The organism is Pseudoalteromonas sp. SR41-1 (assembly GCF_014164015.1).
Classification (GTDB): domain Bacteria; phylum Pseudomonadota; class Gammaproteobacteria; order Enterobacterales; family Alteromonadaceae; genus Pseudoalteromonas; species Pseudoalteromonas distincta.
On sequence record NZ_JACJEK010000009.1, the window covers coordinates 63,777 to 81,369 of the forward strand.

16 protein-coding genes are annotated in these 17,593 nt (G+C 38.5%); 11 read left to right on the plus strand and 5 right to left on the minus strand.

All coding sequences use genetic code 11. The features are described 5' to 3' along the window. Positions 1-183 precede the first annotated feature (183 nt). Complete coding sequence (locus H5118_RS09660) at positions 184-1,044, minus strand: mechanosensitive ion channel family protein (protein WP_002958183.1); 861 nt, start codon at positions 1,042-1,044, stop codon at positions 184-186. A gap of 196 nt (positions 1,045-1,240) precedes the next feature. Between H5118_RS09660 and H5118_RS09665 the strand changes: the two genes are divergently transcribed. The 5 genes from H5118_RS09665 to H5118_RS09685 all read left to right on the plus strand — a co-directional run bounded on the left by H5118_RS09665 (position 1,241) and on the right by H5118_RS09685 (position 7,403). Further along, on the plus strand, positions 1,241-1,447 hold the full coding sequence (locus H5118_RS09665) for a hypothetical protein (protein ID WP_002958182.1): 207 nt from the start codon (positions 1,241-1,243) through the stop codon (positions 1,445-1,447). 213 nt (positions 1,448-1,660) lie between these two features. Next, a complete protein-coding gene (locus H5118_RS09670; RefSeq protein WP_024598247.1) occupies positions 1,661-3,796 on the plus strand; it encodes a M3 family metallopeptidase in 2,136 nt (711 codons plus the stop codon). Positions 3,797-3,910: 114 nt separating this feature from the next. Further along, entirely contained in the window at positions 3,911-4,762 is an 852-nt protein-coding gene (locus H5118_RS09675; RefSeq protein WP_024597044.1) for a carboxylate/amino acid/amine transporter, read from the plus strand. A 69-nt stretch (positions 4,763-4,831) separates the two neighbouring features. Further along, the gene (locus H5118_RS09680) at positions 4,832-6,157 is read left to right on the plus strand and encodes a glycerophosphodiester phosphodiesterase family protein (protein WP_182748663.1); all 1,326 of its coding nucleotides are present in this window, start codon (positions 4,832-4,834) and stop codon (positions 6,155-6,157) included. 511 nt (positions 6,158-6,668) lie between these two features. Next, complete coding sequence (locus tag H5118_RS09685; protein ID WP_024597042.1) at positions 6,669-7,403, plus strand: dienelactone hydrolase family protein; 735 nt, start codon at positions 6,669-6,671, stop codon at positions 7,401-7,403. 19 nt (positions 7,404-7,422) lie between these two features. Here the strand turns inward: H5118_RS09685 and H5118_RS09690 are convergent, their stop codons facing one another. Continuing rightward, complete coding sequence (locus H5118_RS09690) at positions 7,423-8,346, minus strand: LysR family transcriptional regulator (RefSeq protein ID WP_024597041.1); 924 nt, start codon at positions 8,344-8,346, stop codon at positions 7,423-7,425. A 157-nt stretch (positions 8,347-8,503) separates the two neighbouring features. Between H5118_RS09690 and H5118_RS09695 the strand changes: the two genes are divergently transcribed. The 5 genes from H5118_RS09695 (at position 8,504) to H5118_RS09715 (ending at position 14,898) form a co-directional block, all read left to right on the plus strand. Continuing rightward, positions 8,504-9,187: a type 1 glutamine amidotransferase domain-containing protein gene (locus tag H5118_RS09695; RefSeq protein ID WP_024597040.1), complete on the plus strand. Its 684-nt coding sequence runs from the start codon at positions 8,504-8,506 to the stop codon at positions 9,185-9,187. A 116-nt stretch (positions 9,188-9,303) separates the two neighbouring features. Continuing rightward, the gene (locus tag H5118_RS09700) at positions 9,304-9,885 is read left to right on the plus strand and encodes a rhomboid family intramembrane serine protease (protein WP_182692844.1); all 582 of its coding nucleotides are present in this window, start codon (positions 9,304-9,306) and stop codon (positions 9,883-9,885) included. Positions 9,886-9,972: 87 nt separating this feature from the next. Further along, positions 9,973-10,818: a glutathione-dependent disulfide-bond oxidoreductase gene (gene yghU / locus H5118_RS09705; protein WP_024597039.1), complete on the plus strand. Its 846-nt coding sequence runs from the start codon at positions 9,973-9,975 to the stop codon at positions 10,816-10,818. Positions 10,819-11,077: 259 nt separating this feature from the next. Further along, complete coding sequence (locus H5118_RS09710; RefSeq protein ID WP_182748664.1) at positions 11,078-13,018, plus strand: EAL domain-containing protein; 1,941 nt, start codon at positions 11,078-11,080, stop codon at positions 13,016-13,018. 500 nt (positions 13,019-13,518) lie between these two features. Next, entirely contained in the window at positions 13,519-14,898 is a 1,380-nt protein-coding gene (locus H5118_RS09715; protein ID WP_182712568.1) for a VCBS repeat-containing protein, read from the plus strand. A gap of 88 nt (positions 14,899-14,986) precedes the next feature. Here H5118_RS09715 and H5118_RS09720 read toward each other — a convergent pair whose 3' ends face one another. Together H5118_RS09720 and H5118_RS09725 are read right to left on the minus strand one after the other, a co-directional pair. Next, entirely contained in the window at positions 14,987-15,442 is a 456-nt protein-coding gene (locus H5118_RS09720) for a hypothetical protein (RefSeq protein WP_024603529.1), read from the minus strand. 12 nt (positions 15,443-15,454) lie between these two features. Continuing rightward, on the minus strand, positions 15,455-15,730 hold the full coding sequence (locus H5118_RS09725) for an EF-hand domain-containing protein (RefSeq protein ID WP_007581281.1): 276 nt from the start codon (positions 15,728-15,730) through the stop codon (positions 15,455-15,457). Positions 15,731-16,032: 302 nt separating this feature from the next. Between H5118_RS09725 and H5118_RS09730 the strand changes: the two genes are divergently transcribed. Beyond that, positions 16,033-16,890, plus strand: a complete 858-nt coding sequence (locus tag H5118_RS09730) for a PA4780 family RIO1-like protein kinase (protein ID WP_002958167.1) — start codon at positions 16,033-16,035, stop codon at positions 16,888-16,890. A 24-nt stretch (positions 16,891-16,914) separates the two neighbouring features. On the opposite strand, the gene H5118_RS09735 is transcribed toward H5118_RS09730, so the two are convergent. Beyond that, positions 16,915-17,589, minus strand: a complete 675-nt coding sequence (locus H5118_RS09735) for a response regulator (protein ID WP_024604678.1) — start codon at positions 17,587-17,589, stop codon at positions 16,915-16,917. Between the last annotated feature and the right edge of the window lie 4 nt (positions 17,590-17,593).

Sequence of the window (17,593 nt, forward strand, 5' to 3'; positions counted from 1 at the left end):
ACTACAAGATTACGTGTTTTTATCAATATTTAGATGCAAAAACCTAATAATGAGGACATATGTCCTTTATTGAAGATCGCGAAGTAAAGTAGGAAAAATGGATTGCTTTACATATTAACCCAAAATAGAAACGTTGTGGTTACTCATAAAAAAGTCACACGCAAGCGACTTTTTTTATTAGAACTACGACCTTTTAAAAGCAATTTCACCATCTATATGAATATCGCGCTGTGGAAACGCAATCACTACATCATGCTCTTCAAATACAGCATAAATACTAAAACGAATATCACTGCGTACTTTTCTAAGCATGGTTTCAGACTCGGCGCATACCCAAAAAATAGCATTAAATACAAGCGAGCTATCTGCAAAGTCATCAAATAACACTGATGACTTTGGATTAACCAATATTGCATCATGATCATCAAGCACTTGCTGGATAAGCTTTTTAACCAGTATAACGTCTGAACCATACGCAACGCCGACACTGACCGATGAGCGTGCATTGCCATCTATCAGCGTCCAGTTTGTTACTGTATTTTCGAGCAATTGAGAATTAGGTATAAGCATATGTACGCCGTCATTTCGGCGAATACGTGTAGAACGCGTATTAATAGTTTCAACTACGCCCTTTGCGTTACCTACCTCTAAAAAGTCACCAATGCGAATTGGACGTTCCCACATCAATATCCAACCGCTGATAAAGTTATTAATAATGTTTTGTGCACCAAAACCTACACCAATAGCAATCGCACCGGATACAAAAGCAAATGCCGTAAGCGGGATGCTGAGCACTTCAAGCGATGTAAAAATTAAAATTGCGATACTTAAAATAAAGTAAATGCGAGTAAACAAATGCACTGCATCTTGGCTTATTTTTTTAGCGAGTAATGTTTTTTTAATAAGCTTGCCAATGCGTGTGACTACAAACCACATAGCAAACAATATAAGTGGCACTTGAATTACTTTTGCTACCGTAATATTCACATCGTTATAAGTGAATATTACAAAGGCTAAGTATTGATTAATTTGTTCGAGGGTCATAAGTGTTCCCAATATCTTTTTTGATTGTTATTTGTTCACTAAAAATAAGTGTGGTTCAGTTTTCGCTAAGCTTAGCACGTCATAATATAACTAAAACGCCAAGTTAATAAGTTCAATATGAATTTTATAAACAATTTATTAACTCTTTATTGCACCGAGTGCTATATAAATAGTGTACAAGCACTGGAGATCACATATGACACAACTTACTCTAAATCAAAGACTCGCTACTTTGCAGCCGCAGGTAGATTTAAAATTGTTTGAAAGCAGCCTAGATTACCGAAATAAAGTTTTGTGCTTGCTGGCCGAACAAGAGCAAACTCTAGCAACTATTAATAAAGAGTTTGGGCAGCAATCTAATAGCTTTGGCTCAGAGAAAAAATTTGTTTTAGGTTATAACTAACCCCCTCTCAAGCACACAATCGTATAATTAAGTAGCTTTAACGTTTGATTTTAGAGCTACTTTTACCCACCTTAATACTAATTATTAGCTAATTTGCGTTCAAATCCCCCTTAATACCGATAAACTTTATTGTATAAACCCACAAATTTGATAAGTTAACTAGGTTTTTCGACTCGCAAAGCCTATTTCGGCTAATCTTTTTATGGAGTTATTATGCGTAAAACCCTGATCGCCACTACTATTGCTAGTGCCCTAATCCTATCGGCTTGTTCTTCTAACGAACCTCAAGACATGGCAAAAGAGAGCGCAGCACAAGTGCAAGACATGAACGCAAACAATGTTTTATTCAAACCAAGCCCATTACAATACATGGCACCTGAGTTTGATAAGTTTGGTACAAAAGACTACGAAGCCGGCTTTGATGCTGGTATTGCTCAGCATACTGCGCAAATACAAGCTATTGCTAACAACCCAGCTCCTGCAACTTTTAAAAATACATTAGTTGAAATGGAAATGTCTGGCGAGCTACTAAACCGTGTATCAGCTGCTTTTTATAACCTTTCAGGTTTGATTTCTGATGACGAATACCAACGTATAAGTAAAAAAATGGCGCCGGTATTATCTGCTCACTCTGACGACATTTACTTAAATGGTGCATTATTCAAGCGCGTACAAACTATTTACGACAACAAAGACTCGCTTAATGCTGAAGATCAACGCCTTGTGGATTTTTACTATAAGCAATTTGTAAAAGCAGGCGCTAAATTAAATGACGCTGAAAAAGCAAAAATGCGTGAAATCAACTCACAACTTGCAGAGCTTTCTACTGCGTTTTCTCAAAACATTTTAAAATCGTTTAAAGAAGATGTCATTGTAGTTACCGATAAATCTAAACTTGCTGGCCTTTCTGAAGGTGAAATTGCAGGTCTTGCGGCCGCCGCTAAAAAAGCAGGTAAAGACGGCTACATGATCACGCTAGTAAATACGACTCAACAGCCAATTTTATCAAGCCTTGAAAACCGCGACCTACGTGAGCAAATATTTAAAGCCTCTGCTAACCGTGCAGCAAAAACTAACGGCCCAATTATTATTGAAGAAACAAACCTACGCGCTCAAAAAGCAGAGCTACTAGGGTTTAAAGATTGGGCATCGTATGTAATGACTTCGCGTATGGCACAAACAACTGACAACGTGTACGGCATTTTAGATGACCTAGCACCAAAAGCAGTTGAAAAAGCTAAAATTGAAGCAGCTGCTATTCAAAAAGTAATTAACGATTCAGGTGAAAGCTTTGAGCTTAAACCATGGGATTGGGCTTTTTACGCAGAAAAAGTACGTGCTGAAAAGTACGACTTAGATCCTGCCCTTGTTAAGCCTTACTTTGAAATGGATTCTGTAATTCACGATGGTTTATTCTTTGCAATGAACAAGCTATACGGTATTACATTTAAAGAGCGTAAAGACTTACCGGTTTATCATGAAGATGTTACAGCCTACGAAGTATTCAACGCTGACGGCAGCGCCATCGGTTTATTTTACCTAGACCCATACGCACGTGAAGGTAAGCGTGGCGGTGCATGGATGAGCGCTTACGTAAGTCAAAGCGGCTTAAAAGGCACTAAACCTGTAATTTACAATGCCCAAAACATTCCAAAACCTGCTGCAGGCGAGCCAACGTTAATGACGTTTGACGAAGTGTCAACTATGTTCCATGAGTTTGGTCATGCGGCGCACGGTTTATTCTCTGACGTTAAATACCCAAGCTTAGCAGGTACTGCTACAGCGCGTGACTTTGTTGAGTTTCCGTCGCAAGCGAATGAAGATTGGATGATTGAACCTACGGTACTTGCTAACTACGCCAAACACTACAAAACAGGTGAGCCAATTCCACAAGCTTTACTTGATAAAGTACTTGCATCGCAAAAATTCAACCAAGGTTTTGGTACCACTGAATATTTAGCAGCTGCTTTACTTGATATGGAATGGCACTCGTTTGGCTCAGATAAAAAAATTACTGATGTTCAAAAGTTTGAAAGCGATGCGCTAAAAGCACACGGTATTGATTACTACCCTGTACCACCGCGTTATAAATCAAACTACTTTAGCCATACATTTGCCGGTGGTTACTCTGCGGGTTACTACGCATACCTTTGGACTGAAGTATTTGCAGCCGATGCCTTTGCACACATGGAAAACAACGGCGGCTTAACACGTAAAAATGGTGATAAGTTCCGTAAAGAAATCCTATCTAAAGGTAACAGCCGCGACTTAATGCAAAGCTACATTGAGTTTAGAGGTCAAAAACCAACTACCGACGCATTACTTAAGCGCCGTGGTTTAGTTGAGTAAATAACTTAATTTATTAAGCTCACTTTTATAAAAGCCCGCTTGCGGGCTTTTATTGTTTATACCCTCACATATAACAGATAAACTTAGCTCAATATTTATTAAAAGATGATGGTTATGCAGTACTTATTTGCAGTCACTTTGCTTTGGGCGTTTTCGTTTAGTTTAATTGGTGTGTATTTAGCAGGCCAAGTTGACGCTTGGTTTAGCGTATTAATACGCATAGCACTGGCAACACTGATTTTTTTACCTTTTTTAAAGCTCAAACAAACGCCTAAACCTTTAGCCTTAAAGCTTATGCTGATTGGCGCTATACAACTTGGTGTTATGTATAGCTTTTACTACCACTCATTTTTATTTTTAACCGTTCCCGAAGTGCTGCTATTTACTGTAATGACTCCTTTGTACATTACCCTGCTAAATGATGTATTGAACAGACGCTTTAACCCACGCTTTTTTATAGTCGCACTTATTGCTGTAATCGGTGCAATTACTATTCGTTACGAAAACCTAAATAGCGATTTCATAATCGGCTTATTAATCGTTCAAGGGGCGAATATAAGTTTTGCTGTAGGCCAAGTTACCTACAAACGCTTAATGAATAACAATCAGCTTGATGACAAAGCCGTATTTGGATGGTTTTTTATAGGCGCACTTATTATTGCCACAATTTGCTATGCATTATTTGGTAACTCAAACAAATTACCAACCACTTTCACACAGTGGGGCATACTAATTTATTTAGGGTTGGTTGCATCAGGACTTGGTTACTTTATGTGGAATAAAGGCGCAACCCTTGTCAACGTAGGTGCTTTGGCAGTTATGAATAACTTGCTTATTCCAGCTGGGATTATAATTAACGTGCTGATCTGGAACAGAGATGCCGATATAGTTCGGTTAAGTATTGGGGCTGCTATAATGTTAGGTGCATTATTGGTCAATCAAATGCTTAATAAAAAAGTAAATTAATAAGCTTGTAGCAAAATTGTCATTAATAATCATTAAGGTAGTACAAATTTTACTTTTTAAGGATAAACAATGAAACGTATTACCTTACTTACAAGCTGTATATTGTTAGCCACACTTGCAGGCTGCGACGATGATGTAGAAATAGTAGAAAAAGAAGTGGTTGTTACCAACACCGAAGTGGAAATTGTTGAAGTACCTACGCCCATTGTTGTAGAGGTTGCTGAAGGAGTAAATATTCAGCTAGGGGCTCGCCCTGACTATTTAATTAACGATATGGCTCAAAGCACACTAAAAACAAAATTAGAGTCATGCAGCGAAGGTCCTTTTTACCGCACCGATTTTTCTATTGGTCATCGCGGTGCATCAATGCAATACCCAGAACACACTAAAGAAGCCTACATTGCGGCAGCGAGAATGGGCGCTGGCATTGTTGAATGCGATGTTACATTTACAAACGACAAAGAGCTTGTTTGTCGCCACTCTCAATGCGATTTGCATACCACAACTAATATTTTAGCCATTCCTGAACTTGCAGCTAAATGCAGTGTGCCATTTACACCAGCCAACCCTGCTAATGGTATTGCCGCTTCTGCAAAATGTTGTACCAGCGATATAAGCTTAGCGGAGTTTTTAACCCTTGAAGGTAAAATGGATGGTGCAAACACTAATGCAACGACCGTAGCCGATTACATGGATGGCACACCAAGTTGGCGCACTGATTTATATGCCACCAACGGCACATTGATGACCCATAAACAAAGCATTGCACTGTTTAATGAGCTAGGTGTAAAAATGACACCAGAGCTAAAATCGCCACAAGTAAGTATGCCATTTGATGGAATGACGCAAGAACAATATGCGCAAAAAATGCTAGACGAGTACACGCAAATGGGTGTGCCAGCCTCAAAAGTTTATCCGCAATCATTTAACCTTGAAGACGTAAAATACTGGATTAACAATAACCCTGACTTTGCAGATAAAAGCGTTTACCTAGATGGACGTGACAGTGAAGCCGGATTTGATCCAAGTAACCCACAAACATGGCAACCGGGTATGGATGAGTTAGTGGCTGATGGGGTGAAAATTTTAGCTCCTCCAATTTGGATGATGCTAACAATAGATAACGAAAGTAATATTGTGCCATCGCAATACGCTATTGACGCAAAAGCAGCAGGTTTAAAGCTTATTGCATGGAGCCTTGAGCGCTCGGGCCCGCTTAATGAAGGTGGAGGTTATTACTATCAATCAATTGCTGATGTTATAGATAACGATGGCGACATGATGACAGTAGTCGACGTACTCGCAAAGGACGTGGGGGTAATGGGTATTTTTTCAGATTGGCCGGCTACGGTAAGTTACTACGCCAGTTGTAATAAAATGCCTGCAAGTATTTAATACCAATCTGCTTATATATGGGGTCTATTTAACGTTAAGAAAATTACGCTAGGGCCTGTTTATCTTTCGAGGTTAAATTTGCATCAGACTGTTTGGTATTTAGGCAAGGCAGAGCCTATGTAGTGTGGTTATTCCCCATAAATAGGCGATAACGTAGCATAAATGCCAAACAGGCGCTGCCCAAAGGGTTCTGCCTAGGGGCTATTGACTCTTTGTTACTCGGTTTTTACTTAGCCCACTAGGTTACAAACCTCGCGCCGCGATTAAATGCCCCCTAGATTGAACAAATTTTAATCCTGAAAGGTCAATAGGCCCTAGAACTAGGCAAAAATTTTTTTATCTAGTTGTTCTAAATAAAAAATTTTTAACGACGTTGTAGTGAAATTTAATTCGTTAAATTGATCAAAGATTTATGCAGGTTGGTATAAATACTCAACGACAAAAGTCGTATATTTTATCGCGCTCAGTTACCATATCAGCATATATAATTTTATTTTACTGAGCGCTTTTTATGATAATCCAACAACATAATGCTGACTTGCCAACACCGACAGGTTTAATGCGAACAACTGTATATCGCCCTCAAGCGCAAGGACAGTTCCCTGCTATCATTTTTTATTCTGAAATATTTCAGCAAACTGCCCCCATCGCACGCAGCGCAGCTATTTTAGCAAGCCATGGCTTTGTAGTGTTAGTGCCTGAAGTGTTTCATGAGTTAAACCCTATAGGCACTGTGCTTGCTTATGATGATACAGGTAAAGACAAAGGCAATGCCGACAAGTGGGCAAAGCCACTTGAGCACCACGACAGTGACACACAAACTATGATCGACTTCATTAGATTACAAAGCTATTGCACAGGCTCCGTCGGCGCAATGGGCGTATGTATTGGCGGTCACTTAGCTTACAGAGCGGCACTAAATCCTGAAATTAATGCGGCTTTTTGTTTATACGCAACTGATATTCACAGCAATACATTACCTGCGCAACCTGGAAATAACTCATTCGAGCGTATGGCTGATATACAAGGCGAAATTCACTTTATATGGGGCAAACAAGACCCGCATGTGCCAAAAGAAGGCCGCGCTAAAATATACCAGCAATGCGTAAGCACAGGCATCAATTACCAGTGGCAGGAAGTTAACGCACAGCATGCCTTTATGCGTGATGAAGGTGAGCGATACGATGCAGCCCTTGCGATAAATATGTATCAACAAGCGGTGGCATTATTTAGCCGAACTTTATAAATGCTGTAAAAACTACTCATTAAGTACTTTTCAGCATACCTAAAGCGGTATGCTGTTTTACAAAGTATGCTTTTAAGTAATCAATAAACAATCGTAGCTTTTTAGAGCCCGCAGCCCCTGGCGGAAATACCCCGTAAAGCTCAATATCTTTGCTTTTATAATCATCTAATATTATTTCAAGCAGTCCAGCTTGCACTTTTGGCCACGCATCGTAAAGCGGAATACGCCCAATGCCATGCCCTGCTTCAACAAAAGCAGTACGAGCAGCGGCATTATTGGTGCTTAAGGCGCCTTGCATTGTAATATCGTGTTTTTTGCCATCTTTTTGAAGTGTTAATGTTTTACTGCCCAATTGATAAACGACCCATTGGTGCTCTGCTAGCTCTAAAGGCGTTTTAGGTTTACCAAAATGTGCAAAGTATTCCGGCGCGCCACAAATACAAGTGCTCATTGTAGTCAGCTTGGTTGCCTGCAAGTTGGAGTCACTCAGTGCCACGCCCCTAATTGCAAAATCAAACCCATTTTTAATAATATCAACCACATCGTCAGTAAGCTGTAAGTCTATTTGAATTTTAGGATATTGGCGCTTAAACGTATTTATTGCAGGCACAATTAACTGCATTCCCACATTTACTGGGCAACTAATTTTAAGTAAACCTTGTGGCTCGCTCTTTATATTTTCTATTTGCTGATTAGCCGCATTAGCTTGTTCGGTAATTATTCTACAACGCTCATAATAAGCAATGCCCGCTTCAGTGAGCGCCATGGTACGGGTTGAGCGATTTAGTAAAGTAACTTCAAGCTGCGTTTCTAATTTTTTTAAATGATAACTTGCAACTGCTCGCGTAAGCCCTAGCTGTTTGGCAGCAGCGGTTAAGCTGCCCTGCTCTACAATTTGTGCAAATACAACCATGCTCTTTAACTGCTCAAACGACACTTTCATAAATGCTCCGTAGTGTGTTTTAAATTCAACCTTTTTATTGTATCAATTATTAAACCAATAAAGTTAAATTTATCATCGTTGTTTAAAGCAGTGTTAGTGCATATAGTAATTGGTAAGCAAGATAAACTAATTCAAATCATCAGAAGGAATATATTCAATGTCTAAAAAAGTACTTATGGTTCTTACATCTCACGCAGAACTTGGTAACACTGGCGAAAAAACAGGTTTTTGGGTAGAAGAATTTGCAGCCCCTTATTACGCCTTCGTTGATGCAGGCGTTGAAGTAACATTAGCGTCTCCAGCTGGCGGCCAACCACCCATTGATCCGACAAGTACACTTGCCGATTTTCAAACAGATGCAACTAAACGTTACGACGCCGATAGCGCAGCACAAACACTTATGGCAAACACTAAAGTGTTGAGTGAAGTAAAATCTAGCGATTTTGACGCTGTATTTTACCCAGGCGGTCACGGTCCATTATGGGACTTGGTTGACAACACAGATTCAATCTCTCTTATCGAAAGCTTTGTAAAAGAGCAAAAACCTGTTGCTGCGGTATGTCATGCAAGTGCTGCATTTTTAAATGTTAAAGATGCCGATGGCAATGCACTAGTAGCGGGTAAAAAAGTAACTGGTTTTACTAACTCTGAAGAAGCTGCAGTGCAACTTACCGATATCGTGCCATTTTTAGTTGAAGACGAGCTAATTAAAAAAGGTGGCGATTATCAAAAAACTGACGACTGGGGTGTATTAGCACTAGAAGACGGTTTAGTAATTACCGGCCAAAACCCAGCAAGCTCTGAACTAGCTGCAAAAAAACTATTAACTAAATTAGGTTAATAGTGAGTAATAATTAAAATTAAGCACAGCATTTAATGCTGTGCTTTTTTAATTGCTTTTCATTAGCAAATACAATTCCTATACTGGCAACTCTTAAAGTCAATTAGGGCGATTATATGGCAACCAAGCCAACCACACTGTCATTACTAACAAGTACCCGTTTCGCAATATTTAGTATTGTTGTTATTTGCTTCGTACTACAGGTGATCAATAGTCTACCTGGCATAAATATTAATGGTTTAGGCATATATCCACGCAGTATCCAAGGATTAATTGGCATACTATGCGCACCTTTTTTACATGGTAGCTGGTGGCACTTTGCCAGTAATATGATCCCATTTGTAGTATTAAGTTGGCTAATTTGCCAGTACAGCGTAAAACGTTTTTATAACGTATTTATTTTTACCGCTCTAATCGGTGGACTTTTAGTTTGGGCATTTGGGCGCAGTAACATACATGTTGGTTTAAGCGGTGTTATATATGGTTTATGGGGCTTTATTCTATGCTACGGCTTAGTAAGACGCTCATTAAAATCAATTATAATTGCAGTTGTAGTGGCTATACTTTATAGCGGTTTTATATGGGGTGTTTTACCTCAGCGCTATCATGTATCGTTTGAAAGCCATTTATTTGGAGCGCTAAGCGGGTTGTTTTTAGGTTATAGATTAGCAAAAGCCGATAAATTAAAAGGTCGGTGAATTAAATATTTAGGGCCTTTAATTAATTTTTTATGGCCACATTTATGAGTAAGTATTAAGCATTTTCATTTAACATTGAGGTTATTTATGAGTGATCAAAACGAATACACGCCACCAAAAGTATGGACGTGGGAAAGTGAAAGTGGCGGTAAATTTGCCAGCATTAACCGCCCAATTGCAGGCGCGACTCATGACAAAACCCTACCTATTGGTGAGCACGCATTTCAGCTTTATTCTCTTGCTACACCAAATGGCCAAAAAGCTACAATCATGTTTGAAGAGCTTTTACAGCTTGGTTGCACCGATGCAGACTATGACGCATATCTAATAAACATAGGTGATGGCGATCAGTTTGGATCTGACTTTGTTGATATTAATCCAAACTCAAAAATCCCAGCGCTAATGGATCATTCAACTACCCCACCTACTCGCGTTTTTGAATCGGGTTCTATTTTACAATATTTGGCTGAAAAATTTGATGTACTCATCCCTAAGGATTTAAAAGCTAAAACGCAGTGTCGTAACTGGCTATTTTGGCAAATGGGATCAGCGCCATACTTAGGTGGTGGGTTTGGTCACTTTTATAGTTACGCACCAAGTAAAATGCAATACCCTATTGATCGTTTTACCATGGAAACTAAACGCCAACTTGACGTGTTAAATCGTCATTTAAGCGAAAATGAATACATGGCGGGTGATGAATACTCAATTGCCGATATTGCAATTTGGCCTTGGTATGGCTCGCTTGTTTTAGGCGACTTATATGATGCAGCTGAATTTTTAGATGTTGCCTCATACACTCATGTTGTTCGTTGGGCAAAACAAGTTGCTGATCGCCCTGCTGTAAAGCGCGGCCGCCGCGTAAATCGCACATGGGGCCCTGAAGAAGATCAAATGGCAGAGCGCCATAACGATAGTGATTTCGAAGGTTAAATATACTAAACAGCAAGTAAAGTCGTTAACACCTTAACCTGCTTAATAATTTTAAGGCTCATAATGATTATTTATTATGAGCCTTTTTACTGTGCTAGCTTTTTTTTTTGCTTTCATAAACTATATTTATTCTTATACTCAGGATTAGAGCCTAACTAATCGATGTTTAATACGCTTTTGTTCATCTGAAATACTTGCTGTATTTCTTGAACGTTTCTCCATCGCTAGTTGGAGTGACTTTTGTATAAGGTTTTACTTAGTGCCATATAAAAATCTAAATAGTGAAGAACGCAGAGAAACCGTTAAAATTTTATACTCTAATGCCATCTCTGGCATTGCCATTTCGACTGTAGTCAGTTTTATATTAGTGTTTGCTTTTGATTTAAATAACCAGAAAATATCCTACGAAAAAAGTATTTGGCTAAGCATTATGGTTGTCTTATTAGCAGCTCGCGCTATTGATGTAATATGGTTTTATAAAACCAAAAAGGATAGCCCGCTATTTAATGCTGACACATACTCAAAAAGATTTTCAACCGGGTGTATTTTAACTGCGCTATCGTGGTGTGGGTATGCACTTTGGTTTCATAGCACCTCATCAGCAATAGAGACGACAACCACGATTGCTATTTTATCGGCATTTGCAGGAGGCTCTGCAAATCTGCTTTCAGGAAGTCGAGTAACCGCTGTACTCTATAGCATTATTTTACTGGCGCCCTACTCTTTTTTATTAACCTTTTCTAACGAAAACTACAACTCTGTCCTCGGTATTTTAGGCCTAGCATTTACTGCTATTATGGTGGCTTCATCGTACAAATCAGCCACATTTACACACAGCGCAATCAAGCTCAAAAACCAAAACAGAGAGCTGCTTAATGAAATGGAAAACAAGGTTGAGCAACGCACAGAAGAAATCTACCGTTTATCGAATACCGATCCACTTACGAATCTATTAAACCGAACCGCATTTTTAAAAAATGCAAACAGACAACTAGCAGACAACCCTCAAGAACCCTTTGCTTTATTATTTGTAGATTTAGATGGGTTTAAACAAATAAATGATTCGTTGGGTCATAAAGTAGGCGATAAAGTATTAAAAGAAATAGCACGAAGAATTAGTAATGTATGCAATCAACAGCTATTTAAATGCCGATGGGGCGGGGATGAGTTTTTAATTTTAGCAACGTATCAAAAACAAGCTGAGCTTATCGAGTTTGCAGATAGAGTACTTCAAAGCATTGGTGCCGAGCATGAAACATATAAATATCAAAAATGGGTATCTGCAACTATTGGTATTGCCATGTATCCTGAGCACGGGAGTGATTTTAATACTTTAATTCGCTCTGCTGATACTGCAATGTATCACCAAAAACGCATCGCGAAAGGTAATATCAATATTTATAACGATTCACTCAAATTAATACAAGAAAGGGAGTATCTTTTGAGTCAACGCCTAGCCAGTGCCATAGAAGAAAATAGTTTAAGGCTAGTATTTCAACCAATTGTTGATAGCAAAACCTCAAAAGTAACCTCTTTTGAATCATTATTACGCTGGCAACTAGATGGTGAAAATATTTTCCCTGATGAATTTATAGCTATTGCCGAGCAATACGGTTTAATAACCGAGTTAGGTATTTGGGTAATAGAACAGGCATGTATACAAGCAACAAAATTAAGTCACTTACAACCACAAATTGCTATAAGCGTAAACGTATCGGTTATTCAGCTACAAGATCCTGATTTTGTATCTAAGGTATTAAAAATAGTAAATCGCCACCTGGTAGAACCTAAAAACCTACACATAGAAATTACTGAGTCAGTATTTGCCGAGGATAAACTCACATTTTTGACAGCCGTTAAAGCACTACAAAAACAAGGCTTTTGTATTTCAATTGATGATTTTGGTACAGGCTACTCATCACTATCAAGCATGCTTGATATTGGTGTCGATATAGTAAAAATAGACAGAAGCTTTATTCAAAATATGGATAAAAGAGGGTTAAGTATTATTCATGCAATTGTACAAATGGCCTCTACTTTAGATTTTACTGTTGTTGCAGAAGGCGTTGAAACTATTGAGCAAGCAAACACACTCACTAAAATTGGTGTATCTCACCTACAAGGTTATTACTTTTCAAAACCGATGGAAGTAGGTTTTGTAGATGCTTATTTAAATGAGCAAAATAAGCGATGTAGTTAATAACCAAACACTTCTAAAAGCGCTTAGCTATCATATGAGTTATGCGCTACCTTTCTTATTAGGGCCAGTATATTTTTCGAGGTTGAATTTGCAGCAGACTGTTTGATATTAAGCAAGGCAGAGCCTATGAAGTGTGGTTAACCCCCATAACCAGTTGATAACGTAGCATAAATGCCAAACATGCGCTGTCCGAAGGGTTCTGCCTAGGGAGATTGACTCTTTGTTACTAGGTTACAAACCTCGCGCCGCGATTAAATCGTCCTTGGATTGAACAAATTTCAATCCTTAAAGGTCAACAGCCCCTCCCTAAAACATAATCTTACAATTGCTTACACCCAGTACATAGTAATTAGCGTAGGCTAAATATAATCCAACTTACATATGTATATTACGTTTAAACGAAAAAGCCCCAGCGCTGGATAGTAGGTGAAATTATGCGCTGACGCTGCTTAAATAATAAAAAATTTAACGATACAACTAAATATAAAAAAGGAATTTGCATGATAAAACCACTTTGCTATTCACTCATCACTTTACTTACCCCCATAAGCGTTATAGCTCAAACAATGGCAATAAAAACAACGGATGAATTAGTATCAACCGATTCAGAGATTTTATTTGCATATAATAAAGAATTAAAACAATTAGAAGCCATCAATTTACTTACATCACTTAGTAGTGAACTTGCTTTACCAAAAAACGCCATCGGGTTTGATGTGGCAACACTTGCTAACATCACCGATAAACAAGCACTCGTACTAACAAGTGATGGCGTATATAAAGCCCAAGCAGGTAAACCAACATTGTTGTTTAATTATGAGTCGGTTCTTAATCAATTAAAAATAGATAAATTTGAAAAAGTAGACTTTGTTTTCGATGCTAACAACGATGGTCTAAGCGATATTTTCATTCCTGGGTTAGCAAGCAGTACTTTATACATTCAAAATAAAGATGGCAGCTTTAAGCCTAACCAATTTAAGCAAATACCTAAATATGAAGGCCGCTTTTCAGGAAAAGGGCTTTCTTTAGAAGTTAATATTAACAATAAACCTGTGGTTATCGATTTTAACCACGACGGATTAAACGACCTGGTTTTTTCAAATGACTTTGGAGCAGATGTACTACTTGCTAATTCAGAGGGCTTTGAGCAAAAGCTTACCTCAATTGATTTTAGCATTGAGCTAGGCGAGCTAAGCAATGGCGAGACTCGCAAAATAAAGCAAATTATTGATATTAATAACGACGGATTTCTAGATTTTACAACCAGACAGTTTAAGCCTACACAAGGTATGGACTCGCTAGATATAAAAATAGCACATACTTTGTACCTAGGGAGTGCTAAAGGTTTTACTAATACGCCCATTACCTTATTTGAAACACAGGGCCCTAGTGAGTTATTGCTCAAAACTGACTTTAATAATGATGGCTTAATTGATTTACAAAAAATGGACTTAGATATTGGCTTAGGTACTATCGCCTCTATGGCATTAGGCGGTGGCAGTACTGATGTAGATGTAGAAATGAATCTTTATAAGCAGCAACCCGACGGCTCATTTGCCAATAAATCGAGTATTGAACTTGATTTAGAAATGGAAGTGGGGATGAATGGCGATGAATCAGAACCGGCTCTCTATTTAGGTGACATTAACGGCGATAGCTATATTGATGCGGTATACAAATACAGTAAAAAAACGCTGTATATTTATTATGGAGAGCAAGACTCACTGCTAAATGATAAACGCAAAAAATTAAAGCTAACGCTGCCTAAAAATAATAAAGATATTCTTCTGGTAGATATAAACCAAGACGGTAAAAAAGATTTTGTATTTAAATTTACCGAAGAAGATGGCACCAGCAAAATAGAAACACGATTAAATTAAGCCAATAAAAAAGCCCAACAGAATTAACCGTTGGGCTTTGGACTTAAGACTTTCGAGTAACAGTCAGCTTTACTCTAAGTAATAACACCTAAGCAGTTACATTTAGCAGTGAATCGCCTTCACTTAAACCAAACTTCTCTTGCACTGATGCAAGGATTGATTCTTTATCTTCATCAGACAACTGGTTTGAATACTCAGTTAAGAGCTCATCTAAGTAGCTCACTACCTCGTCTGTATCGACTGATTCTAATGAGTTTTGTGGCGGTGGCGGCGGTCTTTGACCTTCTGCTCTTCCTGCATCACCAATGCTTTTAGCATCAAACTCGAGTTCGCCCATTAAATCAGCAAGCTCTTTTGTTGGTTCAATACCTTGTTCTTTAAATGCAGCTTGAATACTTTGCGCATCGTCGCTAGTTAAGTTTTCTGCATCAAACTGTGCAAGCGTTTCTTTAACAAAATCACTTTGCTCTGTTGTTAATTTTGCAGCTTGACTACTTTGTTGCGGCACAAAACTCACAGAGCTGCTGCCAATATTATTAATCATTTTAGTATCCTTTCAACGTTCACGACGAGGTGGTTTATGATCGCTAAGCTCTTGTTCACTAATTTCGCCATTACCATCGGCATCTATAGAATCAAAAATTGTTTGTGCATCACCGTGCGGCGGTTTTTTAGCACTAAACTCTTCAAAGCTGATTACGCCATCACCATCAGTATCAATAGTTGAAAAGTCAGGTTTTTCAGGAGGATTGTCACCGCCTCGAGCAGCTACATTAGCTGAAAAAGCAATAGATAATATTGCCACAGTGGCAAGAGTTGAAAAATGCTTCATAGTAATAACCTCGTATTTAAGAATTAAACTAAGCTTACGCTTTAAAAACGCAAACAATGTGCAAATAATGAGGAAGTAATAAATTATTTTTAATAAAAACTGATGATTCAAAAAAAGTTCTGGTTGATTGCTTTGCAATCAATATATAAGCTAATAAAATAATACGATTAATTACTCTCTGGCAGTAGTGTTACTGCCCTTAATTCTCAAAGCTGATATACTGCTTGAGCCAATTAAACAAACAAATACAGAGCACTTTCATAAATAATGATTAATAACCAACCCTACTTAGCAGGCAATCTGTGAAAATACCTAAACGCCTACAACCTCTTGTTGATGATGGCCTTATTGACGAAGTAATAAGCCGACTAATGAGCGGTAAAGAAGCCGATGTATTTATTGTGCGTTGTGGTGAACATATTCGCTGTGCGAAAGTGTATAAAGATGCGGTTAAACGTAGTTTTAAAAAAGCGGCACAATATCAAGAAGGCCGAAAGGTACGTGGTGGACGCCAAGCGCGTGCTATGGGTAAACGCTCTAGCTATGGCCGCCAATTAGAAGAAGAAATTTGGCAAAATGCCGAAGTTGATGCGTTATCTCGTTTAGCTGGCGTGGGTGTACGTGTTCCTGATACTTACTTTTGTATTGATGGCGTGCTGCTTATGGAGCTCGTCTCTGATGAAGATGGTAACGTAGCCCCTCAACTAGGACATGTCGTTTTTAGTGAAGAGCAAGCGATTGAGCAGTATAAACTCATGATACATTACATTAAGCTAATGCTTTGCGCAGGTATAATACACGGTGATTTATCTGAGTTTAATGTACTTGTAGATAATAACGGCCCTGTAATTATAGATTTACCGCAAGCCGTTAACGCCTCAGCAAATAACAGTGCACAAGCTATGTTCGCACGCGATGTCAATAACATACGCCGGTACTATGGTGAATTTGCGCCAAGCATACTAAAAACTCAATACGCTAAAGAAATGTGGGCACTATTTGAAGAGGCCAATTTAACGCCTAATTCAACGCTTACAGGTGAATTTGAAGACAGCGACGAACTTGCTGATGTAGATTCTATTCTTGATGAAATTCAAGCTGCCGAATACGAAGAGTTTGACCGTTTAGAGCGAATTAAAAATGCTGACGACGATGAGTAACTCATCGTCATAGCTCATTCCACCTTACTGTGGATGCACAAACCGGTAGCCAACCCCATAAACAGACTGGATAACACTTTCAGTTTGTGTCACTTCATCTAGTTTTTTACGCAACTTTTTAATATGGCTATCAATAGTACGATGGCTCACAATACGCTGATCGGCGTACATAGTGTCCATTAAGCTATCGCGCGAATAAATACGATTTGGGTTGTTAAACAAAGGTTTAAATAGTTGAAATTCAAAGTTCGTCAATTCTATACTGTTTGATCTATATTTTACGCTGTAGCTGCTCTCGTCAAGCTTCATTGTTGACTCTGTAACGTCACTTGCGTTATTTAATCGCCTTAAAATAGCTTTTACGCGTGCCACCAGCTCAGCATAACTAAACGGCTTACAAATATAATCATCTGCACCTAATTCCAGCCCAAGCAGCCTATCTATTTCTTCTACTTTTGCCGATACCATAATAATAGGCACGTTTGAAAAGCGCCTGATTGCTTTACACAGTTCAATACCACTTTGCCCTGGTAACATTATGTCTAGCAAGATTACACTCGGCCTGTTAATTTCAAGCCAAGGTAATACTTCATTCCCGTGATGTATTTGATGAGTAATAAAGTGATGGCTGCTTAAAAAGTCACTCATTAAGTTAGCTAGCTTTACTTCATCTTCCACAATTAGTATTTGTTCACTCATAGGC

Bases quoted from the DNA above. Each gene is read 5' to 3' on its own strand.
- H5118_RS09715 (WP_182712568.1), top strand. From the start codon at position 13,519: ATGATAAAACCACTTTGCTATTCACTCATCACTTTACTTACCCCCATA.
- H5118_RS09725 (WP_007581281.1), bottom strand. From the start codon at position 15,730: ATGAAGCATTTTTCAACTCTTGCCACTGTGGCAATATTATCTATTGCT.
- H5118_RS09675 (WP_024597044.1), top strand. From the start codon at position 3,911: ATGCAGTACTTATTTGCAGTCACTTTGCTTTGGGCGTTTTCGTTTAGT.
- H5118_RS09720 (WP_024603529.1), bottom strand. From the start codon at position 15,442: ATGATTAATAATATTGGCAGCAGCTCTGTGAGTTTTGTGCCGCAACAA.
- H5118_RS09680 (WP_182748663.1), top strand. From the start codon at position 4,832: ATGAAACGTATTACCTTACTTACAAGCTGTATATTGTTAGCCACACTT.
- H5118_RS09660 (WP_002958183.1), bottom strand. From the start codon at position 1,044: ATGACCCTCGAACAAATTAATCAATACTTAGCCTTTGTAATATTCACT.
- yghU (WP_024597039.1), top strand. From the start codon at position 9,973: ATGAGTGATCAAAACGAATACACGCCACCAAAAGTATGGACGTGGGAA.
- H5118_RS09685 (WP_024597042.1), top strand. From the start codon at position 6,669: ATGATAATCCAACAACATAATGCTGACTTGCCAACACCGACAGGTTTA.
- H5118_RS09665 (WP_002958182.1), top strand. From the start codon at position 1,241: ATGACACAACTTACTCTAAATCAAAGACTCGCTACTTTGCAGCCGCAG.
- H5118_RS09700 (WP_182692844.1), top strand. From the start codon at position 9,304: ATGGCAACCAAGCCAACCACACTGTCATTACTAACAAGTACCCGTTTC.
- H5118_RS09695 (WP_024597040.1), top strand. From the start codon at position 8,504: ATGTCTAAAAAAGTACTTATGGTTCTTACATCTCACGCAGAACTTGGT.
- H5118_RS09735 (WP_024604678.1), bottom strand. From the start codon at position 17,589: ATGAGTGAACAAATACTAATTGTGGAAGATGAAGTAAAGCTAGCTAAC.
- H5118_RS09690 (WP_024597041.1), bottom strand. From the start codon at position 8,346: ATGAAAGTGTCGTTTGAGCAGTTAAAGAGCATGGTTGTATTTGCACAA.
- H5118_RS09670 (WP_024598247.1), top strand. From the start codon at position 1,661: ATGCGTAAAACCCTGATCGCCACTACTATTGCTAGTGCCCTAATCCTA.